General features: G+C 69.1%; 13 protein-coding genes and 1 other RNA gene. 2 read left to right on the top strand and 12 right to left on the bottom strand.

Annotated elements, in window-relative coordinates:
• Positions 1 to 12: 12 nt before the first annotated feature.
• Positions 13 to 2,163, bottom strand: coding sequence for an MMPL family transporter (locus ACQP2X_RS05205; RefSeq protein ID WP_498694726.1), 2,151 nt, complete (start codon positions 2,161 to 2,163; stop codon positions 13 to 15).
• 104 nt (positions 2,164 to 2,267) lie between these two features.
• Entirely contained in the window at positions 2,268 to 3,206 is a 939-nt protein-coding gene (locus tag ACQP2X_RS05200) for an ArsR/SmtB family transcription factor (protein ID WP_498694724.1), read from the bottom strand.
• Between the two features lie 59 nt (positions 3,207 to 3,265).
• On the opposite strand from ACQP2X_RS05200, the gene ACQP2X_RS05195 reads away from it, so the two are divergent.
• Positions 3,266 to 4,627: a M1 family metallopeptidase gene (locus ACQP2X_RS05195; protein ID WP_498694722.1), complete on the top strand. Its 1,362-nt coding sequence runs from the start codon at positions 3,266 to 3,268 to the stop codon at positions 4,625 to 4,627.
• A gap of 34 nt (positions 4,628 to 4,661) precedes the next feature.
• Here the strand turns inward: ACQP2X_RS05195 and ACQP2X_RS05190 are convergent, their stop codons facing one another.
• From ACQP2X_RS05190 to ACQP2X_RS05160, 7 genes are all read right to left on the bottom strand, one after another.
• Positions 4,662 to 6,167, bottom strand: a complete 1,506-nt coding sequence (locus ACQP2X_RS05190) for a carboxylesterase/lipase family protein (RefSeq protein WP_498694719.1) — start codon at positions 6,165 to 6,167, stop codon at positions 4,662 to 4,664.
• Positions 6,168 to 6,251: 84 nt separating this feature from the next.
• Positions 6,252 to 6,887, bottom strand: coding sequence for a response regulator transcription factor (locus ACQP2X_RS05185; RefSeq protein WP_498694717.1), 636 nt, complete (start codon positions 6,885 to 6,887; stop codon positions 6,252 to 6,254).
• Positions 6,884 to 8,056: a sensor histidine kinase gene (locus ACQP2X_RS05180; protein ID WP_498694715.1), complete on the bottom strand. Its 1,173-nt coding sequence runs from the start codon at positions 8,054 to 8,056 to the stop codon at positions 6,884 to 6,886. The genes ACQP2X_RS05185 and ACQP2X_RS05180 overlap by 4 nt, the downstream gene beginning before the upstream one ends.
• A gap of 963 nt (positions 8,057 to 9,019) precedes the next feature.
• Complete coding sequence (locus tag ACQP2X_RS05175) at positions 9,020 to 9,307, bottom strand: hypothetical protein (RefSeq protein WP_498694713.1); 288 nt, start codon at positions 9,305 to 9,307, stop codon at positions 9,020 to 9,022.
• Between the two features lie 18 nt (positions 9,308 to 9,325).
• On the bottom strand, positions 9,326 to 9,718 hold the full coding sequence (locus ACQP2X_RS05170) for a hypothetical protein (RefSeq protein ID WP_498694712.1): 393 nt from the start codon (positions 9,716 to 9,718) through the stop codon (positions 9,326 to 9,328).
• 529 nt (positions 9,719 to 10,247) lie between these two features.
• Positions 10,248 to 10,624: a transfer-messenger RNA gene (gene ssrA, locus ACQP2X_RS05165) on the bottom strand.
• 34 nt (positions 10,625 to 10,658) lie between these two features.
• Positions 10,659 to 10,907: a cellulose binding domain-containing protein gene (locus ACQP2X_RS05160; RefSeq protein ID WP_498694710.1), complete on the bottom strand. Its 249-nt coding sequence runs from the start codon at positions 10,905 to 10,907 to the stop codon at positions 10,659 to 10,661.
• 58 nt (positions 10,908 to 10,965) lie between these two features.
• Between ACQP2X_RS05160 and ACQP2X_RS05155 the strand changes: the two genes are divergently transcribed.
• On the top strand, positions 10,966 to 11,388 hold the full coding sequence (locus ACQP2X_RS05155; protein WP_498694708.1) for a hypothetical protein: 423 nt from the start codon (positions 10,966 to 10,968) through the stop codon (positions 11,386 to 11,388).
• 39 nt (positions 11,389 to 11,427) lie between these two features.
• Here the strand turns inward: ACQP2X_RS05155 and smpB are convergent, their stop codons facing one another.
• From smpB to ftsX, 3 genes are all read right to left on the bottom strand, one after another.
• Positions 11,428 to 11,904 (bottom strand): SsrA-binding protein SmpB, encoded by a 477-nt coding sequence (gene smpB, locus ACQP2X_RS05150; RefSeq protein WP_498694706.1) that lies wholly within the window; start codon positions 11,902 to 11,904, stop codon positions 11,428 to 11,430.
• Between the two features lie 54 nt (positions 11,905 to 11,958).
• Positions 11,959 to 13,152: a M23 family metallopeptidase gene (locus ACQP2X_RS05145; RefSeq protein WP_498694705.1), complete on the bottom strand. Its 1,194-nt coding sequence runs from the start codon at positions 13,150 to 13,152 to the stop codon at positions 11,959 to 11,961.
• Between the two features lie 120 nt (positions 13,153 to 13,272).
• Positions 13,273 to 14,148 carry a permease-like cell division protein FtsX gene (ftsX, locus tag ACQP2X_RS05140; protein ID WP_498694703.1) on the bottom strand — a complete coding sequence of 292 codons (876 nt, stop codon included), beginning with the start codon at positions 14,146 to 14,148 and terminating at the stop codon, positions 13,273 to 13,275.
• Positions 14,149 to 14,211 lie beyond the last annotated feature (63 nt).

The following is a 14,211-nucleotide window of genomic DNA, read 5'->3' as shown; positions in this document are numbered from 1 at the left end:
GACGGTGCCCGCTCACCGTTGCAGCGCGGGCTCCTCTTCGTCGGCCAGCGACTGACGCTTGGCCGGTGGCTCCGCCGTTGGACGGGACAGCCGGCTCGGCCACCAGATCCGCCGGCCGATCAGCAGGGTGAGGGCGGGCACCAGGACCGACCGCACGAGCAGGGCGTCGAGCAGCACGCCGAAGGCGACCAGGAACCCGACCTCGACCAGCATCACCAGCGGAAGTGTGGCGAGGACGGCGAACGTGGCGGCCAGGACCAGACCGGCCGAGGTGATGACGCCACCGGTGGCCGAGAGGGCTTTGAGCATGCCCGCTCCGGTGCCGAGACGCACGGTCTCCTCCCGGGCCCGGCTGGCCAGGAAGATGTTGTAGTCGACGCCGAGCGCCACCAGGAACATGAAGGCCAGCAGCGGCACCGAATAGTCGACGCCCTGGAACCCGAGGATCGTGTCGAAGACGAACACGCTGCCGCCGAAGGCCGCGGCGAACGAGACGATCACGGTGGCCATCAGGACCAGCGGGGCCACGAACGCCCGCAACAACAGCCCGAGGACGATGAGGACGACGGCGAGCACCAGCGGGATCACCAGCTTCTCGTCGCGACGGGTGGTCACCTCGGTGTCGAGGTTCTCCGCGCTCGGCCCGCCGACGATCGCCTCCGCCCCGCTCACCGCGTGCACAGCGGTGCGCACCCGCTTGATCGTGTCGTACTCGGCGACGGTGTCCGGCGCGTCCACCGGGAAGACGGAGATGGTGGCCCAGCCACCGCTGGTCTGCTCCGGGACGGCCAGGGCCACTCCGCGGGTGCCTTGGACGACGCCGAGGACCCGTTCCTCGTACGCCGGCCTCGTGAAGATCGTCATCGGCTGGCCGCCGAGCTCCGGGAAGTGCTGGCGGAGAACCGTGAAGCCGGTGACCGACTCCGGCGCGGAAAGGAACTGGTCCTGCTCCCGCAGGGCGCCGGTGTTGCCCGACAGCCCGATGGCGAATACGCCGAGGACGCCGAGCGAGCCGAGCGTCGCCACCCACCGGCGGCGGCTGATGGCGGTGCCAAGCCGTCCCCACAGCCCCGGCTTCTCCACCACGTCCGCGCTGAATCGCGGGACGGCCGGCCAGAAGATCCGCCGGCCGAGCACCACGAGCACCGCCGGGAACAGCGTCAGCATGGCCACCAGCGCGCACAGGATGCCGGCCGCACCGACCGGGCCCAATCCGCTGGTGCTGTTCAGGTCCGCGGCGAGCAGGCAGAGCAGGCCGGCGACCACTGTGGCCGCGGACGCGACAATGGCCGGCGCCGCGCTGCGGAGCGCGTGGACCATGGCGACCCGGACGTTCTCGTGGTGGTGCAGCGCCTCCCGGTACCGGGCGATGAGCAACAGCGCGTAGTCCGTGCCGACGCCGAACACCAGGATCGTCAGCAGCGCCGAGTTCTGGTCGTTGACCACGATGCCGAAGCCCTTGACGAGCAGATAGACCGTCGCCATCGCGGTCAGTGCGGCCGCGCCCACGACGACCAGCGGGATGAACCACAACACCGGGCTGCGGTAGGTGAGGATCAGCAGGAGTGTGACGACGACAACGGTGGTGAGGAAGACCTGAAGGTCGATGCCGTCGAAGATGGCGTCCATGTCGCCGTCGATCGCGGCCGGGCCGGTCACGTGGAGTTCCAGGCCGGCGGGGCGGTCCTTCGCGGCCTCACGGAGTGGGCCGATCAGAGTTTCCGGTGCGCCGTAGGACGTGCTCACCTGGAGGGTGAACATCATCGCTCTGCCGTCGGCGGAGGCCCTCGTCGCGGGGCCGTCGTCCTCGCCATCGGCCGCCGCCGTCGCCGTCGGCGGGTACCGCTTGGCAAGGGTGTCGTACTGGCGCTCGACCGCCGTGCGGTCGGCGGCGGTCAGGCCACCGGCGCGGTCGTACACGAAGACGAACGTGTTGTCCTCGCCGCCGGGCAGGCTGTCCTCCAGGACCGCCACCTTGGTGGACTCGGCGCCGGCCGGCAGGGTGTCCACGGCCTTGTCGGTCGTGACCGAGCTCAACTTTCCGCTCAGCGGCACCATGACCGCCGCCAGCGCCAGCCACAAGCCGATCACCAACCACGGCACCCACCGGCCGGCCAACCGGCCGGCCGGCACTTCCCCGGGCGGCGCTGCGTTGACTGCCATCACTGGCCTCCTCCGTTCGGTTTGCATCGCTTTCGGATGCCGACTTCGTACCGAGCGAATCTGAGGCGACCATTAATGCGGCGCAGGAATCGCGCTCGCCGGGGTCAAGCTTCCGTTCGACCTGCCCTGAACCGGGTCGACGCGAGGACTTGCAGGCCCAGCGGGGTGAGGGTGTGCCGAACGGCGCGCCCGGTCCGCCGGGTGGCCGCCAGGCCGGCGGCCCGCAGCGCGGTGACGTGCCCGGACGCGGAGGCGGCGCTGATCTGCAGATCCCGGGCCAGCCCGGTGGTGCTGCGGCCGGTGACCAGGGCGCGCAGCACCCGGGCGCGGGTGGGGCCGACGAGCGCGGCCAGCGGGTCGTCGCGGGGCTCCGCCGCGGACGCGGGGGCGGGGTGGATCGGGTAGGTCAGCGTCGGCCAGCCGCTCGCCTCCGCGATCACCCCGGGGCGGCTCCAGAACACCGACGGCACCAGGCGCAGCCCGCGCCCGCCCAGCCGCACCTCACCCTCGGCGGGCGAGCGCACTTCGAGCACCGGCGGCGTCCAGCGGATGTCCGGGCCCAGGGTGGCCAGCGCCGCATCGACGCCATCGGTCAGGATCAATCCCGCGCGGTGCGCAAGCTCAGCCCGCAGCAGCGCATCGACGGTGGTCATCGTGGGTGCGATACAAATTCGGTGGTACGCCTCCAGCGCGTCGGCGAGTCCGACGAGGGTACGGCGGTGCGCGTCGTCGATCCCCCGCAGCTGACCGCAGGCCGTCGCCGTGCCGGTACCCCGCAGCGCCTCGGCGAGCCGGTCGGAGGGCCATCCGCTGTATCCCTCCGGGGTCAGGAAGTCCGGGACCAGGCCCTCGGCCGGGATCACGTCGAAGAGTGCAGTCGCCGAACCGCGCACCCGGGGCCGGACGGTCTGCCGCCACCGGTCGAGGAACGGCCCGGACACGGGCTGCCGCAGCGCCTGCACGCTGCCGATGGTCTCCGCGTGCCAGGCGATGTCGAAGATGACCCGGCCCCGGTCGGCGGGTTCGAACAACAGGCGCAGCATGTTTCGACCCTGCCCGAAAGGATCGCGTACGTCGATCCCGGCCCCCGATCCTGACCGCCATGAGACACGCACGCCTGTTCACTGCCGCGACCACCGTCGTCGCGGCCGCCATACCCGCCGTGCCTGCGTACGCCGCCCCGGACGCGGCGACGGGTGCCTATCCGGCCGCCGGTCCGCAGCCGGTCGCCTACCAGGTCCGGCTCTCGGCCGACGACACCGGCGCCACCTGGCGCGGTCATCAGCGGGTCGCCTTCGTCAACAACGGACCGGGCACGCTCGACACCGTCTGGCTGCGGCTGTGGGGCAACGGCCCGGACGGCTGTACGACCACCCCGGCGATCGCCGTCTCGGCCGTCGAGGGCGGCAAGGCAGGCCCGCTCGCCGTCGGCTGCACCGCGCTGCCGGTACGCCTGAGCCGGCCCGCCGCGCCGGGACAACCCGCCGCGGTCGCCTTCGACTTGACCATCAGGGTGCCGGAGCGGGCGGACCGGTTCGGCCGGGTCGGGCCGTACTCGTTCCTCGGCAACGCCCTGCCGCTGCTCGCCGTACGCGACGAGCGCGGCTGGCAGCTACCCCCGTACGTGGCGAACGCGGAAAGCTTCTATTCGCTGACCAGCAACTTCGCCGTGTCGCTGAACCACCCGGACGAGCTCGCCGTGCCGGCCACCGGGACCGTGCTGGCGGAGAAACGGAACGGCGGCCGCACCACCACGACGATCACCGCGCCGCTGGTGCGCGACTTCGCCTGGGCGGCGGGGCCGTTCCGCCGCGCCGAGATGCGCACGGCGACCGGCGTGCGCCTGCGCACCTGGTACACGCCGGACGTGACCGCGGAAGCCGCCGCGGAGGTGCAGGGGCAGGTCGCGCGGGCGATGGAGTTCGCGGCCGGCGAGTACGGCCCGTACCCGTACCCCGAAATGGACACCGTGATCGGCGGCTTCGACGGCTTCAGCGGGATGGAATACCCGACCCTCATCCTGTCCGAGCCGGCCGCGCTTCCGGCCGTGCACGAGGTGGCGCACCAGTGGTGGTACGCCCTGGTCGGCAACGACGAGTACGCCCATCCGTGGCTGGACGAGTCGCTGACGCACTACACCACCACGAAGCTGCTCGGCATTCCCGACTACTGCGCCGGCGCGCCGTTCTGGTTCTCCGACACCATGCGCCTCGACGCCGGAATGGACTACTACGACACCCGCCGCGACGAGTACGTTCCCGCCGTCTACGGCGACGGTGCCTGCATGTTCCACGAGCTGGAGGCATTGATCGGCGGGAACGCGATGCGCACCGGGCTGCGGCGTTACTTGACCACCCAGAAGTTCGGCGTGGCACGCCCGGCAGAGCTGCGCGCAGCACTGCAGTCAGCAACAACGACAGACCTCAGCAACTTCTGGATCCGCTGGCGCAACACCGCCGGCTGAGCGACGTGTTCAGGATCGGAGATGCCTTCGAGGATCAGCCCCACACATCGCAATGATGGCGGTTGCTGATCGCGGCCTCAGTCTCGACAGCGGGGGCAGGAGTACGCAGGTTCATGACCGCTCCGCCCTCGCTGAAACTCGGCCAGTCCGCGCGGCCGTCGGAGGCGAACGACGCCCACGAGGAGCGCATACGAGCGGCCAGCTCCTGCTGCGGCGGCGTCAGCGTCGGGTTGTCCTTGGTCAACGTGAACAGGAATGACATGTCGGAGCCGTGGCTCGCGGTTCCCCTCATTTCGGCGGACGGCGTCCATTGCAGCGGCGGGGCGCCGGGCTCAGTGAACTCATAAGCCCACACCCGGTCGCCCAACTTGCGGTAGATCTCGAGACTTGGGCACGCGAATGCGCGGTCGCCGTACACGTCGGCGAAGGCGCGGTTCGCGTTCGGGCCGGTCACCGGGTAGGCAGCGAAAGCCTCGTCGGCCTTGGGGCCGGCCAGCTTGCGGAGCAGACCGGAGAATGCCTGCCGGTCGAGGGGCTTCTGCGCGTAGACGCCGGCGACCAGGGAAGCTCCCTCGTCGCCGACGACGCCCATCAGCAGCGGGATGTCGGGGTCGAGGCGCTCGGACGGACGGACGGGCAGCGTGGGCGTGCCGACCGTCGGGCTGAAGTAGTACGGGCCGGCGGCGGCGACGGTCTCGGCCGGCAGCGCCCGCAGGCAGTCCATCAGCGTGGCCGGGTCGTCACAGCCGTGCTGCTTGCCGAACGCCGCGCCGATCCCGTCGGCCACCGGGCGGGTCTTCCACGTGTCGCCGGCCGGCCCGACGCCGGGCACCAGCACGTCGAGCGCGTTGGTGCCGTGGCAGGCAGCGCTTCCGAGGATTGCCCGGTGGAACAGGCCTTTCGACGCCGGCGACGCCAGGTGGGAGCAGACACTGTCGCCGCCGGCCGAAATGCCGTAGAGGGTGACGCGGTCAGAGTCGCCGCCGAACTCGGCGATGTTGTCGTGCACCCAGCGCAGGGCGGCCTGTTGGTCGAGCAGCCCGAAGGAGCCGGCGCCGTCGAGGCCGGGCGCCGAGAGAAAGCCCAGGGCCGCGAGCCGGTAGTTGATCGACACTACGACGAGGTCGTTCTCGGCGGCGAGCGCTCGCGGGTCGGTCTCGTCGGCGCCGCCGAGCCGGAAGCCGCCGCCGTGGATCCAGACCAGTACCGGCCGCTTGCCGCCCGACGCGGGTCGGTGCACCGAGAGGGTCAGGCAATCCTCGGCGCCGATCACCTTTCCGGCCGGGTCGGGCTGGGGGCAGCGGCTGCCGGGGTCGGTCGCGTCCCGCTCCCCCGCCCACGAAGAGGGTGGCTGGGGCGGCGCCCAGCGCAGCGGGCCGACCGGCGGCGCGGCATACGGAACATCGTGGAAGGCAGTGACCTCGCCGTCGGCCACACCGCGCAGTTCGCCCTGGGAGATCGTCACCCGGGCCTCGGATGACGACGATGGTGACGAACAGCCGGCGACGAGGACGATCAGGACGAGAATCAAGGCTCTCATGCTTCAACGGTTCGCCCGGAACGCCTCATCGACAACGAACCCGGCGGCTGATCGTCGAAATCCACCACCCGGCTGATGGACCTGTCATCCCCCGCTGAGCAACCCCCGCTCGAACGCGGCGGCGACCGCGGCCGCGGCCGCGCGATCAGTCACGCCGAGCTTCTCGTAGATGTGCAGCAGATGCGTCTTCACCGTCGCCTGGCTGATGAACAGCTCGGCCGCGCATTCCCGGTTGTTGCGGCCGCGCGCGACCACGCGCAGCACCTCAAGTTCGCGGTCGGACAGGGCCGGCTGTGGCGTGGCGCCCCGCACGTGGGCGAGGAGCCTCGCGGCGACCGGGGCCGCGAGCGCCGACCCGCCCTCGGCCGCGGCCCGGACCGCCCCGACGACCTCGTCGGGCGTCGCGTTCTTGAGCAGGTAGCCCAAGGCGCCCGCGCGCACGGCGCGCAGGATCTCAGCATCGGTGTCATAGGTGGTCAGCACCACCACCCGCGCCGGATCACCGCGCCGGGACAGCTCCTCGATCGCGGAAGCGCCGTCCCCGTCGGGCATTCGCAGGTCCATCAGCACGACGTCGGGCCGCACCTCGCCGACGAGCGCGACTGCGGCCGGCCCGTCGCCGGCCTCCCCGCAGACCGTGATGTCGTCGCGCGCGGACAGTATGGTGCGCAACCCGTCGCGTACCACCGGGTGATCGTCGACGATGACCAGCCGGATCATGAGAGCGGGAACACGATCGACAGTGCGGTCCCCTGGCCTGGGGTCGACTCGATCTCCATGCGTCCCCCGATCACCCGCACTCGCTCGCGCATGCCCGACAAGCCGAGGTGCCCAGCGGCGATCGCGCCCGGATCGAACCCCCGGCCGTCGTCGTGCACGTCGAGCACTACCCCGTCGTCCATCCCGGTCAGGGTCACCACGACCCTACCCGCGTCGGCGTGGCGGCCCACGTTGCTCAGGGCCTCACCCACAGCGCGGAGGAGCACTTCTTCCGCCGTACGGGACAGGACCGGCACCGCCTCGACCCGGACGACCGCCTCGACACCCATGTCCTCGGCCCACTGGGCCGTGGTTTTCTCCACGGCGGCCACGAGTCCGTCAGCCAACGATGCCGGCCGTAGCGCGTGAAGGGACCGGCGAGCGTCGTCCAGCGTGGATCGCGCCAGTGAGGCGGCGCGCTCCAGATGCACGCCGCTCGGCTCGATCTGCGCCGCCTCGACCTGGCGCAGCACTCCGACAAGCCCCTGCACGAGCGTGTCGTGCAGGTCGCGGGCCAGCCGCGCGCGCTCCTCGGCGACCCCCGCCGTCCGCGCCTGGTCGACCAGCCGTTCCTGCAGCAGCGCGTTCTCGGCAGCCGCCCGTTCGAGGGCCCCGACGGCCTGCCGGCGCTGCTCGTTCTGGTTCTCGACCCACCGGCTGACCATGCCCGACCCACCGAGCAGAACCGTCTGCACCACCACCACGGCCAGCGCGATGGCCCACGTCCCCGCGCTCTCCGGCGGTCCCGACACCACGTGCAGGAGCACGGAGAACGCGAACACTGCCGGGAAGCCACGCCAGTCGAACGTCAGCACTGCCGCTGCGATCAGGCCCGCGATGGCCGCGATGACGAACACCGGGTCGATGAGCACGAGCCCAGCATCAAGCAGCCACAACCCCGCCAGATAGCCAACGACGGCGTTTCCCTGGTCGTCGTGGCGCACCAGCCATCGCCAGCCGAAATGCCCCCAGGCAGCGCTCGCGACGGTCAAGGGCACGAGAACGGCCCCCGACCGGCCGGCATCGGAGAACACTGCGACGACCGCGGCGACGACCGTCAGCGTCAACGGCAGCACAGCCAGCAGTTCCTTCAGCCGAACGTGGGTCAAGCTGCTCATGGCGAAGCGCACCGACCGACACTATCCAAGCAGCGACCAAAGATTGACACCCGTCAACGCCACACGACACGGCCTCCGGTTCGCGGTCTTCGCGAACAAGGGGCCGTCAGCCGTGGAGGTGGTGCCCGCGTACTTGAACTCAGCCCATCCACCCAGAAGCGCAACCAACAGACACCGTGGGGGTTTCAGGGGGCTCGGCCCCCTGAGCAGACATACCGAAACGGCCCCCGGCTCGCGCTTTTCGCGAGCCGGGGGCCGCCATGCCGTGGAGATGCTGTCGGCCTACTTGAACCTCAGCGGACGAGCGTCGTTGCCGCCAACGATCCTGACGAGGCAAGCGATGAAGCCTTGCTTGAACGAGCAGCGTGTCGGTGATTATCGGCGTTGACCGCCCACAATCACCGACAAAACTCCAACACCCATGATTTTGTGCCTGATCGAACGGCGTCAGATCTCAAAAAAGCCAGGTCAGAGGCAGGTCGGACAACAGGTGGGTACGACAAGTCGGACAACAAGTCGGCCTTCTCCAGGAGACCAACGGCTGAGATGCTGCACAGCGAGATTTGCAGATCTCCCCTTCTCTGCGAGGCGCGCCATTCGGAAGGATCAACGTCGTGGAATTTCGAACGCGAATACCGGTCGACCCTCTTGTTAGCCTTGCGGGGTTCACCGCGAGAGATTCCAAGCGCTACTGAAGTGCCTGCAACCCTTGCTCTCATCGGCCTTGCCGCATCCTTGGCGACTACGCTGGCCAGCCTCGGTCGCCAATTGATTCAGCATCGTACCGAGCGTCAGCGTTTAGAAGTGGTCGAGCGGCTCCTCGCGAAACACGGCATCCTCGCCGCGTCGGCTCTCGGCGAATTACTTCCACCAAAATGTTCTCACCGGTCGAGATCCATACGGGCGGAAAGCCGTCGATCAGATGACACCTAAGCCCTTCCGGGCCAAGGCATCATCTGATCTTACACCGGTACTTCAAGACTGCTCGGGATCGAAGATGCTTTCGAGAATCAGCCGAGCCCTCGGCGGGACCTCTTCCTCCGGAAAAATCTCTGCGAGGAGTTCCAGCACCTGGATGACCGATGTCAATTCAAGGTGCGCCACTAATACTTTCACGTCATCGGCGTCCCGGCGGCGCCCAGCCAAGACCTTCATCGCGAGGAGGTGCTCAGGCGAGGCGGCCGACACCCGCAAACCGGGATGGTCGACGTGCCAGCCGGTCCCCCAGCCGTCGGAATGCATCCTCGATGGCACCTCGATCAAGCAATACACCGTCGTCGCTCATGCCACTTCCAGCTCCTGCCGAGCAACGAACACGTTGCGGCGCCGGAATGCTGCCGGCGCGTGGACGACCGCATCGACCCTCGCCGCACGACCGTTGAACGGGAACCAGAACCGCCGCAGGGACCTGGACCCCGCCCAGGCGGGTCCGTCGCGGCCGTCACGAGCTGCAACATGCTCGGCGAGCGCAGCCAGAAACACGTCCCAGTGCTCATCACCTGTACCAGCCGGCTCAGCCTCAAGAAGCCCCGGACGCGACTCAACAGGCTCCCAGCGATACTCCTCCAGAAACTCTGCGACGAGGCGCCACCGTGTTGAGTCATCAACACCGTCCAGCAGAACTCCGAGGCGGGCGAGCGTCATAGGCTGATATGCCTGGGGCCGGTCCTTCACTCACAAGACGTTAGTACACCGGGGCGCTCCGCCCGTCGGCCACCAATCTCGCCGGACGGCAAACGCTCCACCTAAGGCAGACTTCCCCGCAATGGGGACATGCGGAACTCACTGCGACCGTCACGTCCGGCGCAACCACCGCGCTGTGGGGCTTCCGGGGCTCGGGCCCGGGAGCAGACATGACGAGGGACCCCGTCTGAGCTTCTCAGTTGAGGCAGGGCCCTGCCTCAACTCGTTCGCTACGGCTCAAGGCGCCTGGACCAGGAGGCAGGTCGGCGATCTCCGCAGCCAACTGGAAACGAAAGCGGCGGCACCGTTGGTGCCGCCGCTTTCAAGCCGACCCTTCCCCGCCGCTGCGGGTCAAGCAGGCTCCCTCTCGTGGAGGTGGTGTCCGCGTACTTGAACTCAGCCCATCCACCCAAGAGCGCGACCAACAGACACCGTGGGGGTTTCAGGGGGCTCGGCCCCCTGAGCAGACATACCGAAACGGCCCCCGGCTCGCGCTTTTCGCGAGCAGGGGGCCGCCATGCCGTGGAGGTGCCGGGAATCGAACCCGGGTCCTTCGTTGCTTCGTCAGGGCTTCTCCGAGCGCAGCTCACTATGCCTCTACTCGGCCCTCCGGCTCACGTGAGCAAGTCCGGATGGCGGGCCCAGTCGTGTTTGATCTCGCCGTGCAGTCCTCACGACTGGGACTGTTTGGCCAGCCTTCTAGCTGATGCCGGCTACTGGGTCGAAGGCGACCCCAGGCCGACAGACTTGCTACTTACCTCAGGCGGCAAGAGCGAAGTCAGCGCGGGAGTTATCCTTGGCGCTTATAAGTTTCCGACGACCGATTCTCGAGACGACGTCGGCTTCCTCGGCTCGCTTCCCCTGTCTCCACGTACGAAGTCGAAACCAGTCACCCCCTAGTCGGGCCGCATCACTGCGGCACCCGAAAAGTTTACCTCACGCTGCAAGATCCGCCCACGGCGCTGCAACCGGCGGGGCGGGCGTTGCCCCGGCCGCTCTTCGTGATCTGGTAGCCGAACGTGGCGGACTTGCCGGGGGCCAGTGAACCGCCGCTGAAGCTGAGGCTGCTGCCGTTCCGGCTGCCCGTCGCGTTCCAGACGCCGCGCAGTTCCATGTCGTCCAGCCCCGAGTGCGACACGCTGACGCGCCACTGTGCCGCTGCGTCTCCGTCGTTCTCCACCCGTACGAAAGCGACGTAGCCTCCCTCCCAGCTCGCCGTCACCGACAGCTGGGCCTCGATGTCGCTCTGGGGCTTGGCCGACGTGGGTGCCGTGGTCGGCGCGGTCGTGGCCGGCTTCGTCGTCGGGTTCCACGTCGACTTCTCCGGCTGCGGGCTGGAACTCGTGCTCGACGGCGGAGGTGTGGTCGCCGTTCGGCTGTGTGACGGCGACGCCGACGGGGTGCGGGAGGCCGACCGGGACGTCGACGGCGTGGCCGACGTGGGTGCGGCCGACGTGGGCGGCACCGGCGAGTTCGAGATGGCCAGCGGCACCTGCGGCATGGACGGCAGCGTCACCGACGGCTGCCGGGCCGCCTCGGCCGGGCCGACCGCCCGCACCGCGATCCAGACGACCAACAGGACGAGGATCGCGACCGCGAAGCTCAGAACGAACCGGGCGGGGCCGAACAGGCGCACGGAATGCTTGGAAGGCAACGGCTGATTCCCCCCGCGAAGATCAAAGAAGCGGGCGGAGCATACCTCAGCTGATGCCTTTCGCACGTCGGCCGACTGCCCGGTTGATTTCCTTCTGGGCGTCTCGTGCCGCCAAGTCCTGCCGCTTGTCGTAGCTCTTCTTGCCCTTGGCGAGGCCGATCTCGACCTTGGCGTACCCGTTGTTGAAGTAGACCTGGAGCGGGACCAGCGTGACGCCGTCGTCGCGGAGCTTGCCGCGGATCTTGGCGATCTCCTCGCGGTGGAGCAGCAGCTTGCGGGTGCGGCGGGGCTCGTGGTTGGTCCACGTGCCCTGCGTGTACTCCGGGATGTGCATGCCGTGCAGGAAGAGCTCGCCGTAGTTTTCCTGGCCGAACGCGTCGACCAGCGACGCCCGGCCGGCCCGCAGCGACTTGACCTCGGTGCCGGTGAGCTGGAGACCGGCCTCGTACGTGTCGAGGATGCTGTAGTCGTGGCGGGCCTTGCGGTTGGAGGCGACGACTTTGCGCCCCTGTTCGCGTGGCATGACCAGCGACCCCCTATGGACGAGTACGAAACCAACCCGTCAATGTTACAGGGGTCAACACAGACACGACGGCAGGTAGTGCACCGGGTTGCGGGGCACCCCGTCGAAGCGCGTCTCGAAGTGCAGATGGTTGCCGGTGGAGGCGCCGGTGGTGCCGACCCGGCCGATGATCTCGCCGCGGCGCACGTACTCGCCGATGTGCACGAGGATCGCCGACTGGTGCCCGTAACACGTCGTGAAGCCGACGCCGCTGATCTTGCCGTGGTCGAGGCAGGTGTAGCGGCCGTACCCACCGGCCCATCCGGCCCTGATCACCCGGCCGTACGCCGCGGCGTGGATCGGTGTGCCGCCACCGGCCGCGAAGTCCGCTCCGGCGTGCAGTTGCCACACCCGGTAGTACGGGTCGTATCGCTGGCCGTAGTCGCTGGACTTCCAGCCGTTGACCGGCATGTAGAGCCGGCCGCCCTCGTAGCGCGTCTCCCCCGACTTGACCGAGTAGCCGCGCAGAGCCGACTGGATCCGCGCCTCCTCGGCCTTGGCCGCGCGGTAGCGGGCGAGCACCGCGGCCCGCTGGGAGTTCGCCACGCGCAGCGCCTGGGCCCGGCTCGCGGCCAGGGCCTCCAGCGCCTTCCGGGCACGCTCGGCGGCCATCTGGGCCGCTTTCGCGGCCGCCAGCTTGGCCTTCGCCGCGGCTTCGGCCTCTTCGGCCTCGCGCTTGGCGAGTCCGGCTCGGTCCTGTTCCGTACGGGCTTCACGCCGCGCCCCGACCAGGGTCTCCACCTCGCGCTGCTGGGTGCGCATGATCTGCTCGACCAGGCTCAGCCGGTCCATCATGTCGGCCGGGCCGGTCGCCTCGACCAGCATGTTGATCCGGGCGATGTTGCTGCCCATGTAGCTGGCCTGGGCGATCTGGTCGACCCGGGAGCGCGACTCGGCCACCCGGTCCTGCGCCTGCTGGAAGCGGCCGGCGACCTGGTCGTAGGCGGCCCGTGCGGCCTGCGCCCGGCGGGAGGCGGTGTTGGCGGCGGTGACCGCGGCGGCCACGGAGCCACGGGAGGTGGCGACCTTGCGCTGGGCGGCGGGCATGGCCGCGGTGGCCGCTTCGAGGCGACGGGCGGCGGCCCGGGCGGCGTCGGTGGCCTCCTCGAGCACGGCCTCGGCCTGATGGACGGCCCGGGCGGCCTGATCGGGGCTGTTCGGGTCGGCGCCGACCGGACTCGGCGCGGCGAGCAGACTCGCACAAATCACCAAGAAGGCAAAAATCCGGCTATAAGACCCCACGGGATGCCACCGTACCCGCCGGAAACGCCCAACGGCCGCATTCCCCTGGAAAGGGAACGCGGCCGTGGTGTGAGACAGCGTCGAGCGTTAGACCTTCAGGTAGAAGCGCAGGGTGACCCACGCGGTGACCGCGCTGACCACGGCGCCCACGCCCGCGAGCACCGGCAGCATCAGCCAGACGTTGCCGTTGTCGATCGGCGTGAGGATGTTCGTCAAGGCCTGCAACTTGTGGTCGAAGAGCACCACCTTGCTGACGAACAGCGCCACGAAGCCGAGGATGGCGCCGATCAGGCCGGCCACCACCGCCTCGAGCACGAACGGGGCCTGGATGAACCAGTTCGAGGCGCCGACCAGCTTCATCACGGCGACCTCGCGCCGCTTGCTGTACGCCGCGACCTGGATGGTGTTTCCCACGAGGAGCAGCGCGGCCAACGCCATCACCCCCGCGACCACAAGCGCACCCACCTGGATGGCGTTGAAGATGTTGAAGACCTTCTCCAGCAGCGTCCGCTGGTCGATCACGTCCTGGATGCCCTGGAGGCCCTTGATCTGATCGGCGAAGGTCTTGTACTGCTCCGGGTCCTTGAGCTTGACCCGGAAGGACTCGGGGAGGCTGTTGGGGCCGACCGCCTTGACGAACTCGGGCGAGTCCTCCCACAGCTTCTGGAAGCGCTTGAGGGCCTCTTCGCGCGTCTCGTACGTGCGCTCGGCGACCAGCGGGTTCGAGGAGATCGCCTGGTCGATCGCCTGGCGCTGGGCCTCGGTGACGTCCGAGCGAAGGAAGATCGAGACCTCGATGTTCCCGTAGTAGTAATCCTTCATCTGGTCGACCTGCAAGTACAGCAGGACGCTAGCGCCCAGCATGGTCAGCGAGACCGACATGGTGATGATCATGGCGACCGTCATCGTGACGTTTCGCCACAGGCCCACCAGGACCTCGTTGAGGACGTACTTCAAGCGCATCGGGGGGTTCCTTCCGGGACTCCGCGCATTACCGAGTCAATCTCTTGGGGGATGGGGGGGGCG

This window comes from Actinoplanes sp. CA-131856, from assembly GCF_050956135.1.
GTDB lineage: Bacteria > Actinomycetota > Actinomycetes > Mycobacteriales > Micromonosporaceae > Actinoplanes.
The sequence above is the reverse complement of the archived record's forward strand: the minus strand, read 5'-3'. Positions and strand labels throughout refer to the sequence as shown.